This is a genomic window from Streptomyces sp. NBC_01255, from assembly GCF_036226445.1.
In the GTDB taxonomy this organism is placed as follows: domain Bacteria; phylum Actinomycetota; class Actinomycetes; order Streptomycetales; family Streptomycetaceae; genus Streptomyces.
This window is the reverse complement of record NZ_CP108474.1, coordinates 7,122,212-7,146,077: the sequence shown is the minus strand read 5'-3', so window position 1 is coordinate 7,146,077 and position 23,866 is coordinate 7,122,212. Positions and strand designations below refer to the sequence as shown.

22 protein-coding genes and 2 tRNA genes are annotated in these 23,866 nt (G+C 72.1%); 5 read left to right on the top strand and 19 right to left on the bottom strand.

Translation table 11 applies throughout. From position 1 onward, the window contains the following. Positions 1-34: 34 nt before the first annotated feature. From yajC to pgsA, 11 genes are all read right to left on the bottom strand, one after another. Positions 35-535, bottom strand: coding sequence for a preprotein translocase subunit YajC (gene yajC / locus OG357_RS32415; protein ID WP_329624500.1), 501 nt, complete (start codon positions 533-535; stop codon positions 35-37). A gap of 165 nt (positions 536-700) precedes the next feature. Continuing rightward, positions 701-1,789, bottom strand: coding sequence for a Holliday junction branch migration DNA helicase RuvB (gene ruvB, locus OG357_RS32410; RefSeq protein WP_329624499.1), 1,089 nt, complete (start codon positions 1,787-1,789; stop codon positions 701-703). 65 nt (positions 1,790-1,854) lie between these two features. Continuing rightward, on the bottom strand, positions 1,855-2,487 hold the full coding sequence (ruvA, locus tag OG357_RS32405) for a Holliday junction branch migration protein RuvA (RefSeq protein WP_329624498.1): 633 nt from the start codon (positions 2,485-2,487) through the stop codon (positions 1,855-1,857). Further along, entirely contained in the window at positions 2,484-3,104 is a 621-nt protein-coding gene (ruvC, locus tag OG357_RS32400; protein ID WP_329624497.1) for a crossover junction endodeoxyribonuclease RuvC, read from the bottom strand. Before ruvC ends, ruvA begins: the two co-directional genes overlap by 4 nt. A gap of 138 nt (positions 3,105-3,242) precedes the next feature. Beyond that, positions 3,243-3,995, bottom strand: a complete 753-nt coding sequence (locus OG357_RS32395) for a YebC/PmpR family DNA-binding transcriptional regulator (protein ID WP_317593802.1) — start codon at positions 3,993-3,995, stop codon at positions 3,243-3,245. A 62-nt stretch (positions 3,996-4,057) separates the two neighbouring features. Further along, positions 4,058-4,651 carry a pyridoxal 5'-phosphate synthase glutaminase subunit PdxT gene (gene pdxT, locus OG357_RS32390; RefSeq protein ID WP_329624496.1) on the bottom strand — a complete coding sequence of 198 codons (594 nt, stop codon included), beginning with the start codon at positions 4,649-4,651 and terminating at the stop codon, positions 4,058-4,060. 6 nt (positions 4,652-4,657) lie between these two features. After that, positions 4,658-5,572 carry a pyridoxal 5'-phosphate synthase lyase subunit PdxS gene (gene pdxS / locus OG357_RS32385; RefSeq protein ID WP_317593804.1) on the bottom strand — a complete coding sequence of 305 codons (915 nt, stop codon included), beginning with the start codon at positions 5,570-5,572 and terminating at the stop codon, positions 4,658-4,660. A 115-nt stretch (positions 5,573-5,687) separates the two neighbouring features. Next, a complete protein-coding gene (locus tag OG357_RS32380; protein WP_024758567.1) occupies positions 5,688-6,230 on the bottom strand; it encodes a hypothetical protein in 543 nt (180 codons plus the stop codon). A 123-nt stretch (positions 6,231-6,353) separates the two neighbouring features. After that, entirely contained in the window at positions 6,354-7,505 is a 1,152-nt protein-coding gene (locus OG357_RS32375) for a glycosyltransferase family 4 protein (RefSeq protein WP_329624495.1), read from the bottom strand. Continuing rightward, on the bottom strand, positions 7,502-8,446 hold the full coding sequence (locus OG357_RS32370) for a phosphatidylinositol mannoside acyltransferase (RefSeq protein ID WP_329624494.1): 945 nt from the start codon (positions 8,444-8,446) through the stop codon (positions 7,502-7,504). The genes OG357_RS32375 and OG357_RS32370 overlap by 4 nt, the downstream gene beginning before the upstream one ends. After that, positions 8,443-9,102 (bottom strand): phosphatidylinositol phosphate synthase, encoded by a 660-nt coding sequence (gene pgsA / locus OG357_RS32365; RefSeq protein ID WP_329624493.1) that lies wholly within the window; start codon positions 9,100-9,102, stop codon positions 8,443-8,445. Before pgsA ends, OG357_RS32370 begins: the two co-directional genes overlap by 4 nt. 271 nt (positions 9,103-9,373) lie before the next feature. Between pgsA and OG357_RS32360 the strand changes: the two genes are divergently transcribed. Together OG357_RS32360 and OG357_RS32355 are read left to right on the top strand one after the other, a co-directional pair. After that, complete coding sequence (locus OG357_RS32360; RefSeq protein WP_329624492.1) at positions 9,374-11,581, top strand: elongation factor G-like protein EF-G2; 2,208 nt, start codon at positions 9,374-9,376, stop codon at positions 11,579-11,581. Positions 11,582-11,764: 183 nt separating this feature from the next. Continuing rightward, positions 11,765-13,423: a hypothetical protein gene (locus OG357_RS32355; protein WP_329624491.1), complete on the top strand. Its 1,659-nt coding sequence runs from the start codon at positions 11,765-11,767 to the stop codon at positions 13,421-13,423. Between the two features lie 90 nt (positions 13,424-13,513). Here OG357_RS32355 and OG357_RS32350 read toward each other — a convergent pair whose 3' ends face one another. Further along, entirely contained in the window at positions 13,514-14,077 is a 564-nt protein-coding gene (locus OG357_RS32350) for an HIT family protein (protein ID WP_317593810.1), read from the bottom strand. A gap of 65 nt (positions 14,078-14,142) precedes the next feature. Here OG357_RS32350 and OG357_RS32345 point away from each other — a divergent pair, with 65 nt between their 5' ends. Continuing rightward, complete coding sequence (locus OG357_RS32345; protein ID WP_329624490.1) at positions 14,143-14,829, top strand: potassium channel family protein; 687 nt, start codon at positions 14,143-14,145, stop codon at positions 14,827-14,829. 15 nt (positions 14,830-14,844) lie between these two features. Here OG357_RS32345 and thrS read toward each other — a convergent pair whose 3' ends face one another. From thrS to OG357_RS32330, 3 genes are all read right to left on the bottom strand, one after another. After that, complete coding sequence (gene thrS, locus OG357_RS32340) at positions 14,845-16,821, bottom strand: threonine--tRNA ligase (protein WP_329624489.1); 1,977 nt, start codon at positions 16,819-16,821, stop codon at positions 14,845-14,847. Positions 16,822-16,979: 158 nt separating this feature from the next. Further along, positions 16,980-18,323, bottom strand: coding sequence for a hypothetical protein (locus OG357_RS32335; protein WP_329624488.1), 1,344 nt, complete (start codon positions 18,321-18,323; stop codon positions 16,980-16,982). Then, the gene (locus OG357_RS32330; protein WP_329624487.1) at positions 18,323-18,889 is read right to left on the bottom strand and encodes a DUF4365 domain-containing protein; all 567 of its coding nucleotides are present in this window, start codon (positions 18,887-18,889) and stop codon (positions 18,323-18,325) included. The genes OG357_RS32335 and OG357_RS32330 overlap by 1 nt, the downstream gene beginning before the upstream one ends. A 120-nt stretch (positions 18,890-19,009) precedes the next feature. On the opposite strand from OG357_RS32330, the gene OG357_RS32325 reads away from it, so the two are divergent. Further along, a complete protein-coding gene (locus OG357_RS32325) occupies positions 19,010-19,738 on the top strand; it encodes a 3'-5' exonuclease (protein ID WP_329624486.1) in 729 nt (242 codons plus the stop codon). Positions 19,739-19,798: 60 nt separating this feature from the next. On the opposite strand, the gene OG357_RS32320 is transcribed toward OG357_RS32325, so the two are convergent. Together OG357_RS32320 and OG357_RS32315 are read right to left on the bottom strand one after the other, a co-directional pair. Continuing rightward, a tRNA-Val gene (locus OG357_RS32320) sits at positions 19,799-19,870 on the bottom strand. Between the two features lie 73 nt (positions 19,871-19,943). Next, on the bottom strand, positions 19,944-20,405 hold the full coding sequence (locus tag OG357_RS32315) for an SRPBCC family protein (protein WP_329624485.1): 462 nt from the start codon (positions 20,403-20,405) through the stop codon (positions 19,944-19,946). Between the two features lie 82 nt (positions 20,406-20,487). Here OG357_RS32315 and OG357_RS32310 point away from each other — a divergent pair, with 82 nt between their 5' ends. Further along, complete coding sequence (locus tag OG357_RS32310) at positions 20,488-23,082, top strand: SCO7613 C-terminal domain-containing membrane protein (protein ID WP_329624484.1); 2,595 nt, start codon at positions 20,488-20,490, stop codon at positions 23,080-23,082. A gap of 63 nt (positions 23,083-23,145) precedes the next feature. On the opposite strand, the gene OG357_RS32305 is transcribed toward OG357_RS32310, so the two are convergent. Beyond that, positions 23,146-23,220: transfer RNA gene (locus OG357_RS32305), tRNA-Val, on the bottom strand. Between the two features lie 54 nt (positions 23,221-23,274). Beyond that, a complete protein-coding gene (locus OG357_RS32300; RefSeq protein ID WP_329624483.1) occupies positions 23,275-23,697 on the bottom strand; it encodes a TIGR02611 family protein in 423 nt (140 codons plus the stop codon). Positions 23,698-23,866 lie beyond the last annotated feature (169 nt).

Sequence of the window (23,866 nt, the reverse complement as noted above, 5' to 3'; positions counted from 1 at the left end):
CGCCGGTGGGCGTGCGCGGGGTCCCCGGCCGCGACTACTTCGCGTCGGTCTCGCCGTCGGCCTTGCCGTCCTTCTGCCCCTCGGTCCCGGCCTCGGCCGCGTCCGCCTTCTTCGTCAGGTCGGCCTTCGGCGCCGCGTCCTCGGACTCGGCGGTCACCGCGTCCTTCTCCGCGTCCTTCTCCGTGGCCTCGGCGGTCTCGGTGAGCGAGGAGGCGTCGTCGGGGACGACGGCGTCGGTGTCCGACTCCGGGTCGTCGCCGTGGACGATGCGGTTGTACTCGGAGTCCTCGAGGACCGCGCCGATCGAGTTCTTGGCGTAGACGGCGTGGACGCCGGGCGCGACCTCGAGGAGGACGGTCTCGTCGCCGATCTCCTTGACGGTGGCGTACATCCCCCCGATCGTCCGCACACCGGTGCCGGGCTGCATCTCATTGCGCATCTGCGCGGCCGCCTGCTGCTTCTTCTTCGCAGAGCGGGTCATCAGGAACATGGCCCCGATGAGGACGATGAAGGGGAGGAGGGTCACGATGCTCACGGGACGGGTTTCCTTCGCACGGTCGCGGAGAACCCGCGGCCTGATCTTCGGGGGTGGGCGCGCCGACCAGAAAGGGCGGCATCGGCGGAGTCTAGGCGAGTCCGCATCGATGGAACAACGTCCAGCATCGCACCCTGGTTCCGGTCCAGGCGAGTGTCGCCACCGTCACGCCCCGAAGAGCCCCTGTTGTCCGCTTCCGGACGTCCCCGGGCCCGCTGCCTGCGGCGGAACGAGTCCGAGGTGGGCCCATGCCGCGGGAGTGGCGACCCGACCACGGGGCGTACGGGCCAGCAGGCCTTCGCGTACGAGGAAGGGTTCGGCGACCTCTTCGACGGTCTCGCGCTCCTCCCCCACGGCGACCGCGAGGGTGGACAGGCCGACCGGGCCGCCGCCGAACAGCTTGAGGAGCGCCTCCAGGACGGCGCGGTCGAGCCGGTCGAGGCCCCGGCTGTCCACCTCGTACACCCGGAGGGCGGCCTCGGAGATGTCGCGGGTGATCACTCCGTCGGCCCTGACCTGCGCGTAGTCGCGGACCCGGCGCAGGAGGCGGTTGGCGATGCGGGGGGTGCCGCGGGAGCGGCCGGCGATCTCGGCGGCGCCGGCGGGGTCGATCTCGACGTCGAGGAGGCCGGCGGAGCGGTGGATCACGCGCTGGAGCTCGCCCGGGTCGTAGAACTCCATGTGGGCGGTGAAGCCGAAGCGGTCGCGCAGCGGGGGCGGCAGGAGTCCGGCCCGGGTGGTGGCGCCGACCAGCGTGAAGGGCGGGAGTTCCAGGGGGATTGCGGTGGCACCCGGGCCCTTGCCGACGATGACGTCGACGCGGAAGTCCTCCATCGCCATGTACAGCATCTCCTCGGCGGGCCGGGACATCCGGTGGATCTCGTCGAGGAAGAGGATCTCGCCCTCCTGGAGGGAGGAGAGGATCGCCGCGAGGTCGCCGGCGTGCTGGATGGCAGGGCCGGAGGTGATGCGGATCGGCGCGTTCATCTCGGCGGCGATGATCATCGAGAGGGTGGTCTTGCCGAGGCCGGGGGCGCCGGAGAGCAGCACGTGGTCGGCGGTGGCGCCGCGCTGGCGGGCCGCCTTGAGGACCAGGTCGAGCTGCTGGCGGACCTTCTCCTGGCCGACGAACTCGCTGAGGTCCTTCGGGCGCAGGGCGGCCTCGACGGCCTGGTCGTCCCCCTCGGCTGCGGCGTCGACGATCCGCGCCTCGGCCTCGGCTGCCTCGGCGGTGATGTCGTCGTCCCAGTTCACGGTGGATGCCTTCTCGTTCGTACGGTCGGTGGTGGCGCCCGGCCCGCCGGGGCCGGGCGGGGAGGTCAGCGCGCGCGGTTGAGGGTCTGCAGGGCGGCGCGGAGCAGCTGCGGTACGGGCGCGCTGCCGGTCTCGGCGAGGGCGGCCTCGGCCTGCGGGGTGACGGCGCTGACGGCCTCGTCGGCCTCGCGGCTCGCGTAGCCGAGCCCGATCAGCGCGGCGGACAGCTGCTCAGTCCAGGGCGCGGGCCCGGAGGCCGCGGCGCGCTGGGCGCCGACCAGGCCGCTGCTGCCCAGGGGGGCGCCGAGCTTGTCCTTCAGTTCGAGGAGGAGCTTCTGCGCGCCCTTCTTGCCGATGCCGGGGACGGCGGTGAGCGCCTTCTCGTCGCCGGTGGAGACGGCGACGCGCAGCGCGTCGGGGCTGTGCACGCCGAGCATCGCCTGCGCGAGCCGGGGGCCGACACCGCTGGCGGTCTGGAGCAGCTCGAAGACCTGCCGCTCGTCGTCGTCGGCGAAGCCGTACAGCGTGAGCGAGTCCTCGCGCACGACCAGGGAGGTGGCGAGCCGGGCTTCCTGACCGATCCTCAGGGCGGAGAGGGTGTTCGGCGTGCACTGGACGGCCATGCCCACGCCACCGACCTCGATCACGGCGGTGGTGGGGGCGAGCGCGGCGACCGGGCCGCTGACGAAGGCGATCATCGGGTTCGGCCTTTCACGGCGGATGTCTGGTGTGGAGCGGTTGCCTGCTGCGGGCCGGGGACCTGCTGTGCGGCGGTCGCCTGCTGCTTGGCGACCGCCTGCTGGAGGCGGTTCTGGGCGACGGCCTGCTGGAGCCGGTTCTGGGCGGGCGCCCGCCAGATGTGGCAGATGGCGAGCGCGAGGGCGTCGGCGGCGTCGGCCGGCTTGGGCGGTGCGGAGAGCCGCAGGAGCCGCGTCACCATGGCCCCGACCTGGGCCTTGTCGGCCCGCCCGCTGCCCGTGACGGCGGCCTTCACCTCGCTCGGGGTGTGCAGGGCGACGGGGATGCCGCGGCGTGAGGCGCACAGCATGGCGACCGCGCTGGCCTGGGCCGTGCCCATCACCGTACGCACGTTGTGCTGGCTGAACACCCGCTCCACGGCGACCAGTTCGGGTGAGAAGCGGTCGAGCCACTCCTCGATGCCCCGTTCGATACCGACCAGGCGCACACCGATGTCGTCGTCGGCCGCCGTCCGGACCACGCCCACCCCGAGCATGGTCAGGGGCCGGCCGGCGACGCCCTCGACGACGCCGACGCCGCACCGGGTCAGCCCGGGGTCCACCCCGAGAACGCGCACTGTGCCCCTCCCTGGACCGCTGTCGCTCAACTGTTTGTGCAGGCTATCGGCTGGCACTGACAACGCAGCGGGCCGACGGGGGTGTGTCCCCGTCGGCCCGCTGTTGAAACAGCCGTGATCAGGCGTGATCCGACACCGTCAGGCGTCGACCTTCTCCATGACCTCGTCGCTGACGTCGAAGTTGGCGAAGACGTTCTGCACGTCGTCGCTGTCCTCCAGCGCGTCGATCAGCTTGAACATCTTGCGCGCGCCCTCTTCGTCGAGCTCGACCTGCATGGTCGGGACGAAGCTGGAGTCGGCCGAGTCGTAGTCGATGCCGGCCTCCTGGAGGGCGGTACGGACCGCGACCAGGTCGGTGGCCTCGCTGATGATCTCGAAGGACTCACCGAGGTCGTTGACCTCCTCGGCGCCGGCTTCGAGCACCGACTCCAGGACGTCGTCCTCGGACAGCTCGCCCTTGGGGAGCACGACGACGCCCTTGCGGTTGAACAGGTACGAGACCGAGCCGGGGTCGGCCATGGAGCCGCCGTTGCGGGTCATGGCGACGCGGACGTCGGAGGCGGCACGGTTGCGGTTGTCGGTGAGGCACTCGATGAGCACCGCGACACCGTTCGGGCCGTAGCCCTCGTACATGATCGTCGCGTAGTCGACGCCGCCGGCCTCGAGGCCGCCGCCGCGCTTGATCGCCGAGTCGATGTTCTTGTTCGGGACCGAGCTCTTCTTCGCCTTCTGGACGGCGTCGAACAGCGTCGGGTTACCGTCCAGGTCGGCACCGCCGGTACGGGCCGCGACCTCGATGTTCTTGATCAGCTTCGCGAAGAGCTTGCCGCGCTTGGCGTCGATCACGGCCTTCTTGTGCTTCGTCGTAGCCCATTTAGAGTGGCCGGACATCTGCCTGTCTCCTTCGCGTAACCCATTTCTGAACGAACCCCAGAGATCCTACCGGGATCGAGTCACCGTGCGGCGCGCACCATGTCGACGAACAGGCCGTGCAGTCGGTGATCCCCGGTGAGCTCGGGGTGGAACGAAGTGGCGAGGGCGTTCCCCTGCCGTACGGCCACGATGTGGCCGCCGTGCTCGGCGAGGACCTCTACCTGGGCGCCGACGGATTCGACCCACGGGGCGCGGATGAAGACGCCCTCGACGGGGCCGTCCTCGATGCCCGTGACGGCGACGCCGGCCTCGAAGGACTCGTTCTGCCGCCCGAAGGCGTTACGGCGGACGATCATGTCGATGCCGCCGAAGGTCTCCTGGCCCGAGCGCGGGTCGAGGATCTTGTCGGCGAGCATGATCAGCCCGGCGCAGGTGCCGTAGACCGGCATACCCGCGGCGATGCGCTCGCGGAGCGGCTCCATGAGGCCGAAGAGCACGGCCAGCTTGGAGATGGTGGTGGACTCACCACCGGGGATGACCAGGCCGTCGACCTCGGCGAGCTCCTCGGGGCGCCGGACCGGCCTGGCCACGGCGTCAGCCGAGGCCAGGGCGATCAGGTGCTCCCGTACGTCGCCCTGGAGGGCCAGGACACCAATGACGGGAGTGGGGTTCATCGGTGCTTACCAGCCCCGGTTGGCGTAGCGCTCGGACTCGGGGAGGGTGTCGCAGTTGATGCCGACCATGGCCTCGCCCAGGTTGCGGGAGGCGTCCGCGATGACCTTCGGGTCGTCGAAGAACGTGGTGGCCTTCACGATGGCGGCGGCACGCTTGGCCGGGTCGCCCGACTTGAAGATGCCGGAGCCGACGAAGACGCCCTCGGCACCGAGCTGGCGCATGAGCGCGGCGTCGGCGGGGGTGGCGACACCACCGGCGGAGAACAGCACGACCGGCAGCTTGCCGAGCTCGGCGACCTCCTTGACGAGCTCGTACGGGGCGCGCAGCTCCTTGGCGGCGGCGAACAGCTCGTTGTTGTCGTAGCCGCGCAGCCTGGCGATCTCGTTCTTGATCTGGCGCAGGTGGCGGACGGCCTCGACGACGTTGCCGGTGCCGGCCTCGCCCTTGGAGCGGATCATGGCCGCGCCCTCGGCGATGCGGCGGAGGGCCTCGCCCAGGTTGGTGGCACCACAGACGAAGGGGGTCGTGAAGGCCCACTTGTCGGAGTGGTTGACCTCGTCGGCCGGGGTCAGGACCTCGGACTCGTCGATGTAGTCGACGCCGAGGGACTGCAGGATCTGCGCCTCGACGAAGTGGCCGATGCGGGACTTGGCCATGACCGGGATGGAAACCGCGCCGATGATCTCTTCGATCATGTTCGGGTCGGACATGCGGGCCACGCCGCCGTCCTTGCGGATGTCCGCGGGGACCCGCTCCAGGGCCATGACGGCCACGGCGCCGGCGTCCTCGGCGATCTTCGCCTGCTCGGCGTTGACCACGTCCATGATCACGCCGCCCTTGAGCTGCTCGGCCATGCCGCGCTTGACGCGCGCGGTGCCGGTCTCGGGGGACTGGAAGGTGGTGGAAGGCGTGGTGGACACGGATACCTCACTCGTGACAACAGGGGTTGACGACAAGATGAGGAAACAGGCCACATGGGGTCCACATCAAGGGCCAATGTGGACCCGGTGGATCGTTTTCCCAGGTGACGCGGGCTCAGGCCGGGCGATCGGCAAGGGCCACGGGCGGCTCGTCGTCCATTTCGAAGGCCAGCGGGAAGGGTGCGTGGCCTGCGAGCCGGAACCAGCGCACCTTGCGGTGGCGGCGCAGGGCGCGGGCGGCCCGTACGGCGTCGTTGTGGAAGCGGCGCGCCATCGGCACCCGGCGCACGGCCTGGGCCAGCTCCCCCGCGGCCTCGGGGCCGCCGGGCGCCTCCCGTACGAGCTCCACCTGCTCGGGCTCGCCGAAGACGGCCCGCAGCGCCTGGCTGAGTTCGCTCTCGGCGACCTCCCGGTGGTCCTCCTCGGCCTGCCGGGCGGCGTGCGCGGCCTCGTACAGCACGATCGAGGCGGCGGGGTCGAGGACGCCGGAGGTGGCCAGCTCCTGGGTGACCGAGGCCCGGCGGAGCAGCTGGGCGTCCAGGGCGGCGCGGGCGGCGTCGATACGGGAGTGCAGCCGGTCGAGCCGTCCGGCGGTCCAGCTGAGATAGACGCCGATGAGGATCAGCGCGACAACGGTCCAGATCAGGGTTTCGGTCACGGGCGCACAGGCTACCGGGGCGGCGGGAGCACCCCTCCCCAAAGGTCACGGTCATGGGCGAACAGGACACGTGCGCGACGGCTGAGGCGGGGCCGCCCCGCCTCAGCCGAAGAGTGGGCGCGCCTACAGCCCCAGCCGTGCCCGCAGGCCGACCCGCTCGTCCGTGTCCACCGCCGCCGCGCCGTCCGTGACCGTCTCGTAGACGGCGAGGATGTCCGCGCCGACCGTGCTCCAGTCGAAGCGCCGGACGTGCGACGAGCCCCGGGCGCTCAGCTCCGCGCGCCGCGTCTCGTCGCCCAGGAGCCGGATCGCCGCCTCCGCGAGCGCGTCCGCGTCCTCGTTGGCGAAGAGCTCGCCCGCGCCGCCCTGGTCGAGGACCTGGGCGAAGGCGTCGAGGTCGGCGGCGAGCACCGGCGCGCCGGCCGACATCGCCTCGACGAGGATGATGCCGAAGCTCTCGCCGCCGGTGTTGGGTGCCACGTACACGTCGACGCTGCGCAGCAGCCGCGCCTTGTCCTCGTCGCTGATCATGCCGAGGAACTCCACCCGGGAGCGCATCTCGCGCGGCAGCGCGGCCACCGCCTCCTCCTCGTCGCCGCGGCCGGCGACCAGCAGCCGGGCCCCCGGACGCTCGGTGAGGATCCTGGGCAGGGCCCGCATGAGGACGGGCAGACCCTTGCGCGGTTCGTCGATCCGCCCGATGAAGCCGAGCGTCTCGCCCTGCCACTCCTTCTTCGGCTCGGCGCGGGCGAAGAAGTCCACGTCGACGCCGTTGGGGATGAGGACGGCGTCGCCGCCGAGGTGCTCGACGAGGGTCCGGCGCGCGTACTCGCTCACCGCGATCCGGGCGCTGATCTTCTCCAGGGCGGGCTGGAGGATCGGGTACGCGGCGATCATCGCCCGCGAGCGCGGGTTCGACGTGTGGAAGGTCGCGACGATCGGCCCCGAAGCCGCCCAGCAGGTGAGCAGCCCCAGCGAGGGCGACGTCGGCTCGTGGATGTGGACGACGTCGAAGGTGCCGTCGTGCAGCCAGCGGCGCACGCGGGCGGCGGAGAGGAAGCCGAAGCTGAGCCGCGCCACCGAGCCGTTGTACGACACGGCCACGGCGCGGCCCGCCGACACCACGTACGGCGGCAGCGGGGTCTCGTCGTCGGCGGGCGCGAGGACGGAGACCTCGTGCCCGAGCCGGATGAGGTGTTCGGCGAGGTCGCGGATGTGGAACTGGACGCCGCCCGGCACGTCCCAGGAGTACGGGCAGACGATCCCGATCCTCACGCGGTCCGCTCCCCTTCCCGGTCCGGGCCCTGCGGGCCCTCAGGGCGTTCGTCCAGGTCCGCGAGCCACAGTCGTTGCAGCATGTGCCAGTCCTCCGGGTGGTCCGCGATGCCGGCGGCGAAGGCGTCGGCCAGCGCCTGTGTCGTCACAGACGTCCGCTCGGCCCGCGTACCTGACTCCGGTACGTCGACGGGCGGGTGGATCCGCCCACGCATGACGGCCGTGTCGTCGTACCAGAGCGTCACCGGCAGCAGCAGCGCGCCCGTCTGCTGCGCGAGGATCGCCGGGCCGGCCGGCATCCGTGCCGTGTCGCCGAAGAACGTGACCTCGATGCCGGACGCCGACAGGTCGCGGTCGGCGACCAGGCAGACCAGGCCGCCGGCCCGCAGCCGCCGCGCGAGCGTCCCGAAGGCGGACCCCCCGGTGTGCGGGAGGACCTCCATGCCGAGGGACTCGCGGTAGGCGACGAAGCGGTCGTACAGGGTCTCCGGCTTGAGCCGCTCCGCGACCGTCGTGAACGGCAGGCCGAGCGCGCGGGTCACCCACACACCCGCGAGGTCCCAGTTGGCCAGGTGCGGCAGCGCGATGATGACGCCCCGCCCGGCGGCGACACCTTCGAGCAGGTAGTGGGCGCCCTTGATGTCGACGTCGCTCTCGACCCGCTCCTTGCTCCAGGTCGGCAGCCGGAAGGACTCCATCCAGTACCGCATGTACGAGCGCATGCCGGCCTTCGACAGCTCGGCGAGGCGCTCGGGCGTGGCGTCCGGCACCACGCGCGCGAGGTTGGACTCCAGGCGCAGGACGCTCTTGCCGCGCCGCTTCCAGGCGAAGTCGGCGATCCGCCGGCCGAGGCCGGTCGCCACCGGCTCCGGCAGCTTCTTCACGGTCGACCAGCCGAGGCCGTACAGCCCGTCGGTCAGCTTGTCCTTCAGTGCGCTCACGACGCCGCCTCGCTCCCCCTGGCCGCGGCGTCCGCCTCGGCCGACTCCCGTCGTACCGTCACCACGCGCTGTCCCAGCGTCACCGCGCTGCCGACCGCCACGATCCACAGGGCGATCGGGAGCAGCACCTGGACGCCGGGCACGCCGAAGGCGTGCAGTCCGGCGAGACCGGCGGCGACCAGCGAGATGACGAGGCGCTCGGCGCGCTCGATGAGACCGTTCACCGCTACCGGCAGGCCAATCGATTCGCCACGGGCCTTGGTGTACGAGACGACCTGGCCGCTCGCGAGGCAGAAGATGGCGACGGCGCACAGCACGTTGTCGTCGCCCGTGCCCGCGTACCAGAGCGCGAAGCCGCCGAAGATGGCGCCGTCCGCGACCCGGTCGAGCGTCGAGTCGAGGAACGCCCCCCAACGGCTGGAGATCCCCGCCTGCCGGGCCATGTTGCCGTCGACGAGGTCGGAGAAGACGAAGAGGGTGATGACGATCGTGCCCCAGAAGAACTCTCCCCGGGGGAAGAAGACCAGCGCACCGGCCATCACTCCCGCCGTGCCGATGAGCGTGACCGCGTCGGGGCTGACGCCCCGGCGGAGCAGAAACGCGGCGAACGGTGTGAGGACACGCGTAAAAAAGGCACGCGCGTACTTGTTCAGCATGGCCTTCCCGAGGTTCGGTGGGCCGCGCGGCCCCTATGACCACCGGCTCACCCATCGTAGCCACGCGCGCGCCGTCGACGCGGCGGGCACCCGTCCCCGCCGCGTCGACGTCCCCTCGCGGGTCCGTGCGTGTACGACGTATGGACGCTTCCCGAAGCCGGTGCAAAGCTCGAAGGACCACCGCGGGCACGCGCAGGAGCCGCACCGCGACACGCCACTCCCCCGCGCCCGCGTCCCGCCGCACCGTGCGAGCAGTCGGGAGGAACACATCATGGGTGACAAGGCGAACACGGCCGCCGGAGCCGCCGGCAGGGCTTTGACGGCCGACCGGCCCGCGTCCGTACGGAACGTGGTGCTGGTCGGCCACAGTGGATCGGGCAAGACGACCCTCGTCGAGGCGCTCGCCCAGGCCGCCGGGGCGGTCAACCGGGCGGGGCGCGTCGAGGACGGCGGGACGGTCTCCGACTACGACGAGATCGAGCACCGCCAGCATCGCTCCGTACAGCTCTCCCTCGTCCCGGTCGGCTGGGACGGGTTCAAGATCAATCTCCTCGACACACCCGGGTACGCCGACTTCGTCGGGGAGCTGAGGGCCGGTCTGCGGGCGGCGGACGCGGCCCTCTTCGTCGTCTCGGCCGCGCAGGAGGCCGATGCCGTCGCCGCCTCCACCCGCATGGTCTGGGAGGAGTGCGCCGCCGTCGGCATGCCCCGCGCCATCGTCGTCACCCACCTCGACACCGCCCGCACCGACTTCACCGAGCTCACCGCCGTCTGCGCCGACCTCTTCGGGCGCGACGACCCGGACGCCGTCCTCCCCCTCTATCTGCCGGTGCGCGGCACCGAGGGCGCCGACGGGCACGCGCCCGCCACGGGACTCGTCGGTCTGCTCTCGGAGCGGATCCTCGACTACTCGACGGGCGTACGACGCGAGGAGGAGCCCGACGAGGGCCAGCGGGAGCTGATCGCGGAGGCCCGCGCCCGGCTCATCGAGGGGATCATCGCGGAGAGCGAGGACGAGACCCTCATGGACCGCTATCTCGGCGGCGAGGAGATCGACGTGAAGACGCTCGTCGACGACCTGGAGAAGGCCGTCGCCCGGGGCGGCTTCCACCCGGTCCTCGCGGCCGCCCCCGCCGTCGACGGCGGGACGCAGGGCCTCGGCACCCTCGAACTCCTGGAGCTGATCACCGGCGGCTTCCCCTCCCCCCTGGAGCACGAGCCGCCCGCCGTCACCACGCCCGACGGGCAGCCCCGGCCACCGGTCACCTGCGACCCCGACGGCCCGCTGGTCGCCGAGGTCGTCAAGACCGCCGCCGACCCGTACGTCGGCCGGATCTCCCTGGTGCGGGTCTTCTCCGGGACGCTGCGACCCGACGAGACGGTGCACGTCTCCGGCCACGGCCTGGCCGACCGGGGCCACGAGGACCACGACGTCGACGAGCGGATCGGGGGACTCACTTCTCCCTTCGGCAAGCAGCAGCGGCCCATGGCGCACTGCATCGCCGGGGACCTCGCCTGTGTCGCCCGGCTGGGCCGCGCCGAGACCGGCGACACGATCTCCGCGAAGGACGACCCGCTCCTGATGGAGCCGTGGAGCATGCCGGAGCCCCTGCTGCCGCTCGCCGTCGAGGCGCACGGCAAGGCCGACGAGGACAAGCTCTCGCAGGGCCTGGCCCGGCTGGTCGCCGAGGACCCGACCATGCGCCTCGAACAGAACCAGGACACCCGCCAGGTGGTGCTGTGGTGCCTGGGCGAGGCCCACCAGGACGTCGTCCTGGAACGGCTCCAGGGACGGTACGGGGTCCGGGTGGACGCCGTACCATACAAGGTGTCGCTGCGCGAGACCTTCGGCGGCGCGTCGGCCGGCCGGGGCCGGCACGTCAAGCAGTCCGGCGGCCACGGCCAGTTCGCGATCTGCGAGCTCGACGTGGAGCCGCTGCCGGCGGGCAGCGGCATCGAGTTCGTCGACAAGGTGGTCGGCGGAGCGGTCCCGCGCCAGTTCATCGCCTCCGTCGAGAAGGGGGTGCGGGCCCAGGCCGCCCGGGGCGTCGCCGCCGGCTACCCGCTCGTCGACGTCCGGATCACCCTGCGGGACGGCAAGGCCCACTCGGTCGACTCCTCCGACGCCGCCTTCCAGACGGCCGGGGCGCTCGCGCTGCGCGAGGCGGCCGCCGACGTCGCCGTGCATCTCCTGGAGCCGGTCGCCGAGGTCCAGGTCCTCGTCCCCGACGAGTACGTCGGCCCTGTCATGAGCGATCTGTCGGGGCGGCGCGGCCGGGTCGTCGGCACCGAGCAGGCGGGGCCGGGACGGACGCTGGTCAGGGCCGAGGTTCCGGAGATCGAGATCGGCCGGTACGCGATCGACCTTCGCTCCGTCTCGCACGGCACGGGCCGCTTCGACCGCGCGTACGCCCGGCACGAACCGATGCCCCCGCACCTCGCGGACAGGATCCGCGGCGAGGCCGAAAAGGGTTCCTGACACTCGCAGTTGACGGGGCGAGAGCCGCTGCCGCCCGGCCGGCACCGAACCGGCGGGCGGCATTCGGCCGGGACCGTGCGCTCCGGTGACGCATCAGCCGCTACCCGGTTACGCTGTGGTGCCCAGCTCAGAAGGTGTGCGGGGCGCGGCAGTTGGGAACAGCCCGCACAGGTACTCGCGGCGATGGGGGCGGCAGTGGCTTTCGACGGATTCGGACCCGGGGCACAGGTTCCCCTCCAGGGGTCGGACGGACGCACGGCGGCGACCCATGCCCTCGCCTCCGTCGCGTACCGCGACAGCCCGGTCGAGGTGATCCTGGACGCCGACAACGACCTGCACAAGTCGACGGTCAAGGAAGGGAGATGGAACAAGCTCTTCCACCCCGACCTCGGCGAGGCCTTCTCCCGCGCGGTCCAGGTACGCATGCTCGGCGGCGGCCGCAAGGCCCTCATCCAGTCCTTCGGCGCGGAGCCCCAGCCGGTCGTCGAGCACTGCCTCGCCGCCTCCCGGATCCGCAGGCAGCGCGACAGCAGGCTGACCCTGGTCACGTTCTTCTGCGGCGTCCTCTTCCTGCCCGGTCTGCTCCTCTGGCTCGGCGTCATCCAGCTCCGCAGGATCGCCGCGGGCTCCGCGAACAAGCGCACCAGCGCCGTCGGCACCGCACTCCTCGTCGCCGCCGGCCTGTTCGCCCTGCTCGTGCTGATCAAGCTGCCCTTCGACGGGATCCTGCCGAACTACCTGCGCGCCATGATCGTGGCTCCGGTCGTCGGCTGGTTCCTCGCGCGCCAGATCTGCGAGAAGACCGCGGTCGCCCTGCGCGAGCAGTGGACCTCCCTGCTCAGCGGCGGCGGCGCCGGTCCGAAGATCCCCGAGGCCGTGCCGCAGGATCCGGGCGAGAAGGCCGCCGAGGCCCTCCGGCTGAACCTGGAGAAGCTCTCCGCCGAGCAGCAGTCCAACATCGTCTTCTACGCGGGCACGAAGGGCATCCTCGGCATGGGCACCCGCTGGGGCAGCTGGACCCTCGCCGAGGAGCTCGTCCCGCAGCCCGGCCGGGAGATCCACGACTTCCGCGCCTGGGACGTCATACGGAAGATCCACGACCAGCTCGCGCTGCTGGAGCGCGGCTCCCTCAAGACGGGCTTCCCCAAGCCGACCGTCAAGCACTGGGTCGTCTCCCCGGTCGGCGAGGGCGCTGACGAGGTCAGCCGCCCCGAGGGCGACAGCATCGTCCACTACCAGGTGAAGCCGCACGAGATACAGCGCATCTGCAACGACCAGCAGTTCGGCGCCGGCAACCGCCACTACCTCGGCGTGCAGTTCATCCTGTGGGACGGAAACCTCGTCCTCACGATGCTGGTCACCGTCACCTCGCTCCACCACACGCTCCGGGTCGAGGTCACCGGCCACGCCCTGGGGCCCGTGCACTCCCTCTTCACGACGAAGCCCAAGGCGAAGACCAAGGAGGTCTCGAAGGCCGTCCGCTTCTGGGAGACGAGGGAGATCCAGCAGCCGCTGATGGAGACGGACGAGGTGGTCCGGCTCGCGGTCCGCGCCCCGCTCTCCTGGTACCCGCCGCTCCTGGACTTCCTCGGCGGCAAGCTCGTCCTGCCCGAGCCCTTCGGCCTGCGTCACGCCTGGGCGGGCCCGCTCTGGAAGAACCGCTTCATGGCCGACGACGCGATCCGCATGGCGACGCCGGTGCTGCGGGCCGTCCACGCCGCGACCGTCAAGATGCTCGACGACCACGGTGTGGACACGGAGCGCTTCACCAACCGCTCGATGTTCCTCGGCGGAGCCGTCCAGGACCCGGGCCCGAGGAAGGCCGACGCCTACGACGCCTGACGGGACGAACGGGAAAAGGCCCGGGCCACTCGGCCCGGGCCTTTCGCGCGCGTACGAATCAACACGCGTACGAATCGCCCCGCGTACGGATCAGATGGTGGCCGGCCAGGCGTCGGCGAGCATCTTCCGGGTGTCGGCGAGCAGCTGCGGAAGCACCTTGGTGTGCCCGACGACCGGCATGAAGTTGGTGTCGCCGCCCCAGCGCGGCACCACGTGCTGGTGCAGGTGCGCGGCGATCCCCGCGCCGGCGACGGCGCCCTGGTTCATGCCGATGTTGAAGCCGTGCGCACCCGACGCCGTCCGCAGCGCGACCATCGCGCGCTTGGTGAGGTCGGCGAGCTCCGCCGTCTCCGCCACGTCCAGGTCCGTGTAGTCGGCGACGTGCCGGTAGGGGACGACCATGAGGTGTCCGCCGTTGTACGGGTACAGGTTGAGGACCGCGTACACGCTCTCGCCGCGGGCGATCACCAGACCGTCCTCGTCGGACTTCGCCGGAATCGAGCAGAACGGACAGCCGTCGTCGGCCCCCGGCCCGGTCGGCTTGTTCTCGCCCTGGATGTACGCCATCCGGTGAGGCGTCCACAGGCGCTGGAACGCGTCCCGCGTCCCGACTCCGATCTGCTGCTCCGGCTCAGTCGTCATGCTGTGCAGCATATTGCGTCGCCCGTTCGGAACGTGTCGCCGGGGCGGAAGATCCATGCAGACGCCATGCTGATCCGATGATCGACAGGCCACCGAAACCGCCCCGCCAGGAACGCTGGGACCGCCGCATGGAGACCCCGCTCGCCGTGGCCTCGCTCGCCTATCTGACGGGCTACGCGGTCCGGGTCCTCGGCCACCACGGTCTCGCCCAGGTCTGGCTCGACCTGTGCCTCGCCGTCACCCTGGCCGCCTGGGCGGTCTTCATCGCGGACTACGCGGTACGGCTCCGCCTCAGCGGCCTCGGCCCGCTGCGCTTCGTCCGCACCCACCTCCTCGACACGGTGGTCCTGATGCTGCCCCTGCTGCGGCCGGTGCGGATGGTCACCATCTACGACCGGGTGCAGCGCCGCCAGGAGAAGCCGCGGCTCAGCCTCTACGCGCGCGTGATGGTCTACGCCGGCCTCACCACGACCCTGCTGGGCTTCGCGGGAGCGCTCACCGTCTACCAGTACGAGGTGGATGCCCCGGGCGCCACGATCCGCACCTTCGGCGACGCGGTGTGGTGGGCCTGCGCCACGCTCGCCACGGTGGGGTACGGGGACGTCACCCCGGTGACCACGGGCGGCCGGGTGACGGCGGTGGGCGTGATGGCCTGCGGGCTCGCGCTGCTCGGCGCGGTGACGGGTTCGTTCTCGTCCTGGCTGATCCAGGCGTTCACGCGGGAGGACGAGAAGAGGCCCCCGGGGGAATCCCCGGGGGCCTGATCACGCGTGCGGCCGTCAGACCTGGACGCGGTCCTCGACGATCTTGGCGATCTTGGCGATGGCCTCGTCGACGGGGATGCCGTTCTCCTGCGAACCGTCGCGGTAGCGGAAGGAGACGGCGCCGGCGGCCATGTCGTCGTCACCCGCGATGATCATGAACGGGACCTTCTGCTTCTGCGCGTTCCGGATCTTCTTCTGCATCCGGTCCGAGGACGAGTCGACGTCCACGCGCAGGCCCTGCTTCTTCGCCTTGGCGGCGAACTCGTGCAGGTAGTCGACGTGCGCGTCGCCGATCGGGATACCGGTCGCCTGCACCGGCGCCAGCCACGGCGGCATCGCACCCGCGTAGTGCTCCAGGAGCACCGCGAAGAAACGCTCGATGGAACCGAAGAGCGCGCGGTGGATCATGACCGGGCGCTGCTTGGTGCCGTCCGGGGAGGTGTACTCCAGGTCGAAGCGCTCCGGCAGGTTGAAGTCGAGCTGCACGGTCGACATCTGCCAGGTACGGCCGATGGCGTCCCGCGCCTGCACCGAGATCTTCGGGCCGTAGAACGCGGCGCCGCCCGGGTCGGGGGTCAGCGGGAGGCCCTGCTTCTCGGCGACCTGCTGGAGGACCGCGGTGGCCTCCTCCCACGCCTCGTCCGAGCCGACGAACTTCTCCGGGTCCTTGGTGGACAGCTCCAGGTAGAAGTCGTTCAGGCCGTAGTCGCGGAGCAGGTTGAGGACGAAGGTGAGGGTCTTGTCCAGCTCCTCCGCCATCTGCTCGCGGGTGCAGTAGATGTGCGCGTCGTCCTGGGTGAAGCCGCGCGCCCGGGTCAGACCGTGGACGACGCCGGACTTCTCGTACCGGTACACGGTGCCGAACTCGAACAGGCGCAGCGGCAGCTCACGGTAGGAGCGCCCGCGCGCGTCGAAGATCAGGTTGTGCATCGGGCAGTTCATGGGCTTGAGGTAGTAGTCCACGCCCTCGTCGAGCTGCATGGGCGGGTACATGCCCTCGGCGTACCAGTCCAGGTGGCCCGACTTCTCGAACAGCTTGCCCTTGGTGGCGTGCGGCGAGTAGACGAACTCGTAGCCCTCCTCCTCGTGGCGCTTGCGCGAGTAGTCCTCCATGACCCGGCGGATGATGCCGCCCTTGGGGTGGAAGACCGCGAGGCCGGAGCCGATCTCGTCCGGGACGGAGAAGAGGTCGAGCTCGTTGCCGAGCTTGCGGTGGTCGCGCTTCTCGGCCTCGGCCAGGAAGTCGAGGTGGGCCTTCAGCTCGTCCTTCGACGGCCAGGCGGTGCCGTAGATGCGCTGGAGCATCGGGTTCTTCTCGCTGCCGCGCCAGTAGGCGGCCGCGTTGCGCATGAGCTTGAACGCCGGGATGTTCCGGGTGGTCGGCAGGTGCGGACCGCGGCAGAGGTCCTTCCAGCACAGCTCGCCGGTCTTGGCGTCGAGGTTGTCGTAGATGCTCAGCTCGGCGCCGCCCACCTCGACGTCGGCCCCGTCGTCGGTGGACGCGGAGCCCTTGATGCCGATGAGCTCCAGCTTGTACGGCTCGTCGGCGAGCTCCTCGCGGGCGGCCTCGTCGGTCACCACGCGGCGGGAGAAGCGCTGGCCGCGCTTCTGGATCTCCTGCATCTTCTTCTCGATGACCTTGAGGTCCTCGGGAGTGAAGGGCTTTTCGACGTCGAAGTCGTAGTAGAAGCCGTCCCGGACCGGCGGGCCGATGCCCAGCTTGGCCTCGGGAAAGAGCTCCTGCACGGCCTGGGCCATGACGTGCGCGGTGGAGTGGCGCAGGATGTCGAGACCGTCCGGGGACGAGATCTCGACGCCCTCGACGACATCGCCCTCGGCGAGCTCGTACGAGAGGTCCTTCAGCTCGCCGGCGACGCGGGCGGCGATGACGGTGCGGTCGTCGGCGAAGAGGGCACCGGCGGTGGTGCCCGCGCTCACCGCCCTCTCCTCTGCTTCCGAGGCGGACTGGACGGTCACACGGACTTCAGACACTGGTGTTCTTCTTCCTTTGGGGCGCAGGCAGGCACGAGGTGCCGGCGCCGACGGTGCGCGACAGAGACGAGGTGCCGCATCACGCCGATCCTACCGAGCCGACCGGCCCGCCCGCGCACCCGTTTCTCCCGCCCCGCGCCCCGCCTTCGCCCCACCCGTCACGCCTCGTCCGGGCCGCACGCCTCCTCGAAGAAGTCGAGGTTCTCGTGGAGCGACTTCATCAGCCGGTCCCGCTCCGCCTCGTCGACCTGGACGGGGACGACCCCGGAGGCGTCGGTCAGGCGCCGGAAACCGCCCCTGCTCTCCAGGCGGCCCACGACGCTGATCGGCAGCCCGACGAGATGGGCGTGGACGGCGGTGCGGTACGCCTCTTCCCCGAGGGTGACACGGACGTGCGGGACCTCCGCCCCGCCGAGCACCCGCAGCCGGACGGTGCCGTCGCCGCGCGCCCCCGAGCGGCGCATGCGGACGACTGCCCCGGTGATGCGTACCGGCACGGACGGCTCGTCGGTCAGATAGCGGGCGCTCGCCTCGCGCAGGGCGGGCAGGTCGCCGGGCGAGAACTCGACGGGTTCGGGGCGGGCGGCGCACCCCTCGGGGGCTCCGGCGGCCGGAGCCCATTCGAGGGCGACCCGGGCCCCTTCCGTGCCCCGGACCAGGGCGACGAGGGCCTCGGTGAGCTCGCGGCTGACGCCCGCCTCGACGGCGGCGTCGAAGGCCTCCATGCCGCCGGTGGCCCGCTGGTAGTCGGTGGCCTCCCGGGCCGCGTAGAGCGCGTGGTAGAGCCGGACGGCGATGGGGCGGCCCGGTTCGACCGGCAGGAAGGCGGTCAGGCCGCGTCCGCCGGGGGCGGCGCCCACGACGACGGTCTCCAGGGAGGCCTGGGCGGGCCGGCGGTGGCGGGCGCCGTGGTAGCCGGCCCGTCCGCGTACGGCGAGGGCGCCCGCGAGGAGCAGCTGGCGGGCCGCCGACCTGAGCTGTTCCTGCACGGTCCACGGGACCGTGCCGGCCGGGCCCGGCGGTACGTCGCGCCACCAGCGGATCTCGTCGCTGGGGACGGAGAGGCCGGTGAGGACCTCGCGCGCGGAGGGCGTGCCGCTGTGGGCGAGGGCGGCGAGCGCCTCGCCGAGGAGGTCCTCGCAGTCGGGGAAGGCCCGGCTCTCGGGGACGAGCAGGCTCGTGCCGCCGCTTCCCGTGCCGCCGCCCGGGCCGCCGGGCGGGGTCCAGCGGCTGTAGCGCCCGGCCGCCCCGCCGCGCCGCCGCCAGCCGTGGCGGGCGAGGAGGGCGCCGAGGACGCGCGGGTCGACCCGCCCGGGGTCGGGCGGGCCCTGTGTGTCGGCCCAGGGTCCCGCGGGCGGTGCGGGGATCCCGGTCCAGGGCCCGGGGGTGTCGCCGGGCGCCGGATGGGGCCGGTAGGGCGGCGGTACGGAGCCGGAACCGCGCCCGCCGCCGTCACCACCGGCTCCGTACCCGCCGTCCGGGTCGTCGATCGGTCGGTGCATCAAGGTCTCCCTCCCACGCCGACCCGGGTCATGATCTCGCAGAGCGCCCGGTCGTCGAAGATCCGCGCCGTCGGGATGCGCACCGTGGTCCGGCGGCGTCCCGTGACCGGGTGTCCGGCCAGGTTGATCCAGTAGCAGCAGTGCCGCAGGTCGAGCCGGTCGTGGCTCGCCCTCAGCCAGTCCTCCTGCGTCCTCGGGACGATCATCACGACCAGGATCTTGTGCACGGACACGGGCGTCCGGGCGAGCTTCACCAGATGGTCGTTGTCGAGCGTGAACGAGAAGGAGTTCCCCGGCGGGTGCGGCGGTATCTGGTAGGTGCACTTGAGCTGCACCTTGATGGTCACTTCGTCGTCGACGGTGTGCGCGGGAGAGCCGTGGCTGACGTGCCAGTCGATGCCGTTGTCCGGAAAGGGCTGGGACAGCGAACAGCCGGCCGCCGCGGCGACCGCGTGGAGGTAGCCCACCTGGAGGGTCTCCATGCAGGCGGTGGTGGCGAGTGAGCCGCGCGTCGATGCTGCCCGCTGAGGCGGCAGCCCTCCCGACTCGGGCTGGGCGAGCGCCATGTCGATTTCCTTCCCCGTCCCTGGTGTTGTGACCGGTCCGCGTACGGCGCAAACAGTGCGGGTATCACCGTTTCGGGCAGGGGGTTGGCCATCTGCCGCTGGGGTGCGAGGAGTTCGGGGATGACGACGCACTGGTACGAAGGGCCCATGGCCGCTTTCGACACGGAGACCACGGGAGTCGACGTCGAGGAGGACCGGATCGTCTCGGCCGCCCTCGTCGTGCAGGACACGGCCGGGGCGCGCCCGCGGGTGACGCGCTGGCTGGTCAATCCGGGCATACCCGTACCGGAGGGGGCCACGGCCGTACACGGACTGACGGACGATCACCTTCAGCGGAACGGCCGGTGGCCGGCTCCGGTGATGGAGGAGCTGGCACGGGCGCTCGCCGAGCAGATCACCTCGGGGCGGCCGCTCGTGGTCATGAACGCACCGTTCGACCTGACGATCCTGGACCGGGAGCTGCGCCGGCACCGGGCGTCGTCGCTGGGGACCTACCTGGCGAGTTCGCCGCTGTGCGTGCTCGACCCGCGGGTCCTGGACAAGCATCTGGACCGCTACCGCAAGGGCCGCCGCACGCTCACCGACCTCTGCGCGCACTACGAGGTGGAGCTGGCCGGGGCGCACGACGCGGCGGCGGACGCGACCGCGTCGATGGACCTCGTACGGGCGCTGGCGCGGCGTTTCTCGTCCCGTCTCGAGCGGCTGTCCCCGGCGGAGCTGCACACGCTCCAGGCGGTGTGGCACGCGGCCCAGGCGCGCGGGCTCCAGGCGTGGTTCACGCGGCAGGGGACACCGGAGACGGTGGACCCGGCCTGGCCGCTGCGACCGGAACTGCGCACGGCGGCCTGACGGATGAGGCCACGGAATGACAAAAGCCGGTCCGTCTTTCGACGGACCGGCTTTTCCCGGTGGGCGATACTGGGATCGAACCAGTGACCCCTTCGGTGTGAACGAAGTGCTCTCCCGCTGAGCTAATCGCCCGGGAACGGGTTGAACCATACAGGCCCGTACGGGTTTCGTTCAAACCGCCCACCCGTCACCCGACCACCGCCCCTCATCGACGCTCTTCGAGCGGCCCCTTCATATGGGCGGCGAGTCCACGCCGTCCGCCCCGCATCATCAGGGCGTGATTGGCCCGGAAGACGGGTCGTCCCGGGACGGCGAGGACCCGCAGGAGCCGGGCGCGGACCTCCACTTCCTGCTCGTACACGGCGCGGGTGCCGGCCCCTTCCGCCACGAGAGTCCAGCGGGCCCACCCCTCCAGGTCCCCGCCGAGGCCGACCTCCAGGATCCGGGCGGCGGGGTCGCGGCGCAGGGAGCGGGCGGTGACGACGATCTCGTACGGGAGGAGGGAGCGGAAGCGGGCGGTGCCGGTGGTGTCGTCGACGGGGACGACCTCGCGGACCTGGGGCCACCAGCGGGGGTACTCCTCGGCACGTTCGAGTACGGCGTAGACGGCGTCGGGCGGGGCGGCGAGCCGCCAGACGCTCCGGAAGCGGTACCGGCACCAGTCCATGCCCCCAGTCTGGGGTACTCAGGCCGGAATCTGAGTACGGTGACGCATTCCCGTCGCGTGTGGCCGGGGCCACACTCCGGTCATGGACACTTCCCTGCCGCCCGCGGACGAGCTGGTGCTCGTCGACCGCGAGCTGGCGCAACTCGAAGCGCGCCGGACCCAGTTGCTGGCCCGCCGGGCCTGGCTGATCCGCGCGCTGTACTCGCCGGTCCCGGCGGCCCCGGTGGCGGCGCCGTGGCCGGGGGGCAGGGCGGTCGCGGACTCGACCCCGCGGAGCGCGCAGAACGTGCTGCTGACGCTCGGCGGGACGCTCCTGACGATCGCCGCGGTCGCCTTCACCCTGGTGAGCTGGGGCTCGATGGGGATCGGCGGCCGCGCGGCGGTGCTGCTCGTGGTGACCTCGGCGGCCCTGGCCGCGCCGGTGGCGCTGCTGCGGAAGGGGCTGGTCTCGACGGCCGAGTCGGTGGCGGCGCTGGGCCTCGTCCTGATGGTCCTCGACGCGTACGCGCTGCACCGGGTGGCGCTGGCGGAGACGGACGGCCTGGGCTACACGGCGGTGGCGTCCGCGGTCCTCGCGGGCGCGTGGACGGCGTACGGCTCGGCGCTGCCCCGGCTGCGGATCCCGCTGCCGGTGGCCGTCGTCGCGGCCCAGCTGCCGCTGCCGCTGGGCGTGCTCGCGGCCGGGGGCGGGCCGACGGCCTTCGCCTGGGCGGCGCTGGTCACGGTCGCGGCGGACGTGGCGGTGGCGCTGTGGACCCGCCCGACGGCGGTCCGGATCACGGCGGTCGCCGGGGCGACGGCGCTGGGCGGCTGGTCGCTCCTGACGGGTGCGTGGCTCTCCCTGTCCGCGCCGTGGAGCGGCGCTCCGCTCATCCTGGCGAGCGCGGCACTGACGCTGTACGTGGCCTGGCGCCGGCCTCCGCTCGCGGCGGCGGCCTCGGCGCTCGCGGGTCTGTCGGCGGTGGCGGCCCTCGGCGGCCTCCTCCGGGCGGCGCTCCCGGCGGACTGGACGGTCCCGGGGTACGTGCTGTGCGGCCTCGCCCTGGCGTCGCTGTGGCGCGCGGGCGGGCCGCTCCTCGGCGCGGACTCCGGGACGGCGCCCGGGGCGGACGCCGGCACGGCCGACGCCGCCACGACCGGCGCGGGCACGACCGGCGCGGGCACGACGACCGGCGCGGGGGCCACGGTCCGGCCGGCCACGCCCGCGTGGCTGCCGCCTGGCGTCCGGCTCGGGCTCGCCGGCGCCGGTGCCGGGGTCATGGCGCTCGGCGCGCTGTGGGCGCTGCCGCCCGCGGCCGTGGGGCTGCTGGGCCCGTTGGCCCGGACGACGGAGGTGTGGTCCGGCGAGCACGCCGAGCGTGCCCTGACCTCGTACCCCGCGACCGCCGGCCTGGTCCTCCTGGTGGCCGCCGCCGCGCTCGCGGCAGTCCCCCGGCTCTGGGCCCGCTGCGGCGCGCTCGCGGTGGTCTGGGCGCTGCTCACGGCCCTGCCCGTCGCCCTGGACCTGCCGTACGCGGCGACGCTCGTCCTCCAGCTCCTCACGACGGCGGCCACCCTCTGGATCGCCGTCCGCCCCGGCCCGCTCCTGCGCGGCCTGCGGCGCGCCGAGGCACCGGTCACGACGGCCCTGCCGCCGGTTCCCGGCCCCGGGACTCCCTGGGGCACCTGGGCACCCCTGCGGCCCCAGGCGCGGGTGACCGTCCTGGAGCCCCGTACCGCGCTCGGCTGGTGCGCGTACGCCGGCGGACTCGCGTCCGCCGTGAGCACGGTCGCGTCGGCGCTGGACGTCCGTGGGGCCACCTTCGTCTCGCTGGGGGTGCTGCTCGGCCTCTTCGCGGGCGTCGCCGTGCTCGGGGAGGGCGCGCGCCGGGTGGTCTCCGCCTGCGTCGCCGTCCTCACGGCGACGGGGCTCGTCCTGGCGGTGGCGGCCACGGCCGGGTTCGAGGACCACTGGACGGCCCTGGCGCTGCTCCTGGTCCCGGCGGCCACCGCGGCGCTCGCCGCCCGGACGCGTACGGGCCCGGTGACCCTGGCGGTCGAGATCACCGGCGCCTCCGTGGGGCTGCTCGCCCTGGGGGTCGCCACGTCCCGGCCCGCGTTCCTCGCGCTCGCGCTGGCCGCCGGCGGGGTGATCGCGGCGGCGACGGCGGTCCGGCCGGAGCGGCGGCGGTTCGGCTCGTGGACGGCGGCGGCCCTGTTCCTGCTCGCCACCTGGGTCCGGCTCGCGGTCTCGGATGTGACGACCCCGGAGGCGTACACGCTGCCGGTGACCGTGCCCGCGCTGGTCGTCGGGTTCCTGCGGCGGCGCCGGGACCCGGAGGCCTCGTCCTGGACGGCGTACGGCCCCGGTCTCGCGGCGACCCTGCTGCCGAGCCTCGTCGCGGCCTGGGTGGACCCGGACTGGATGCGCCCGCTGCTCCTGGGGGTCGCTGCGCTCGTCGTGACGCTCCTCGGCGCGCGGTTCCGGCTCCAGGCGCTGCTCGTGCTCGGCGGTGGGGTGCTGGCCCTGGACGGGCTGCACGAGCTGGCCCCGTACGTCGTGCAGGCGGTAGGTGCACTGCCGCGCTGGCTGCCGCCGGCCCTGGCCGGGCTCCTGCTGCTCGCGGTGGGCGCCACGTACGAGCAGCGGCTGCGGGATGCCCGGCGGTTGCGGGAGCGGCTGGCGCGGATGCGGTGACGCACCACCGACGAACGCCGAAGGCCCGGAGACGGTGTTCCGTCTCCGGGCCTTCGGGCCGGGTGGTGGGCGATACTGGGTTCGAACCAGTGACCCCTTCGGTGTGAACGAAGTGCTCTCCCACTGAGCTAATCGCCCGGGCGCACCGCAAACATTACCCCATGTCAGCGGGGCTCCCGAACCGCCTGAGGGTCACTCGTCGATCTTCCACGGCATGACGATGCCGAACTTCCAGAGGTAGACGCCGAGCAGGGCGCCGATGATCACCAGGCCGACGGTGGTGAGGATGATGTTCCTGCGACGGACCTTGGGATCGAGGGCGCGCTGGGCGGCCTCGGTGACCTTCCGCTTGGTCCAGCGGAGCACGAGCTGTGCCCAGACGAACTCGGTCGCCCAGATCGCCATGCCGCCGAAGATGACCAGCCAGCCGGGTCCGGGCAGCGGCAGCATCACGACGCCCGCGCCGACCACGGCCAGTCCCACGATGAAGACGCCGACCTGCCAGCTCAGATGCAGGCCTCGTCGGGACTTGATGAACTCCGGTGCGCGGGATCCCAATTCGGCTTCCTGGCCGGCTGCGGAATCCCCTGTGCGCTCGTCACTCTCCGCATTCATACCCCCCAACTTACCGGACGCGAGGGGCCTACCGGTATGGCGGTATTACTCGTGGTTACATACCGCCATCCGAGCTACCTGAACGATCACAAAACCGACAGAGGGGTTTACAACGGCACTGGAGGTGGCATGTCGATTTCGCCGACGTGCGAATCCCCGAGCGCACACT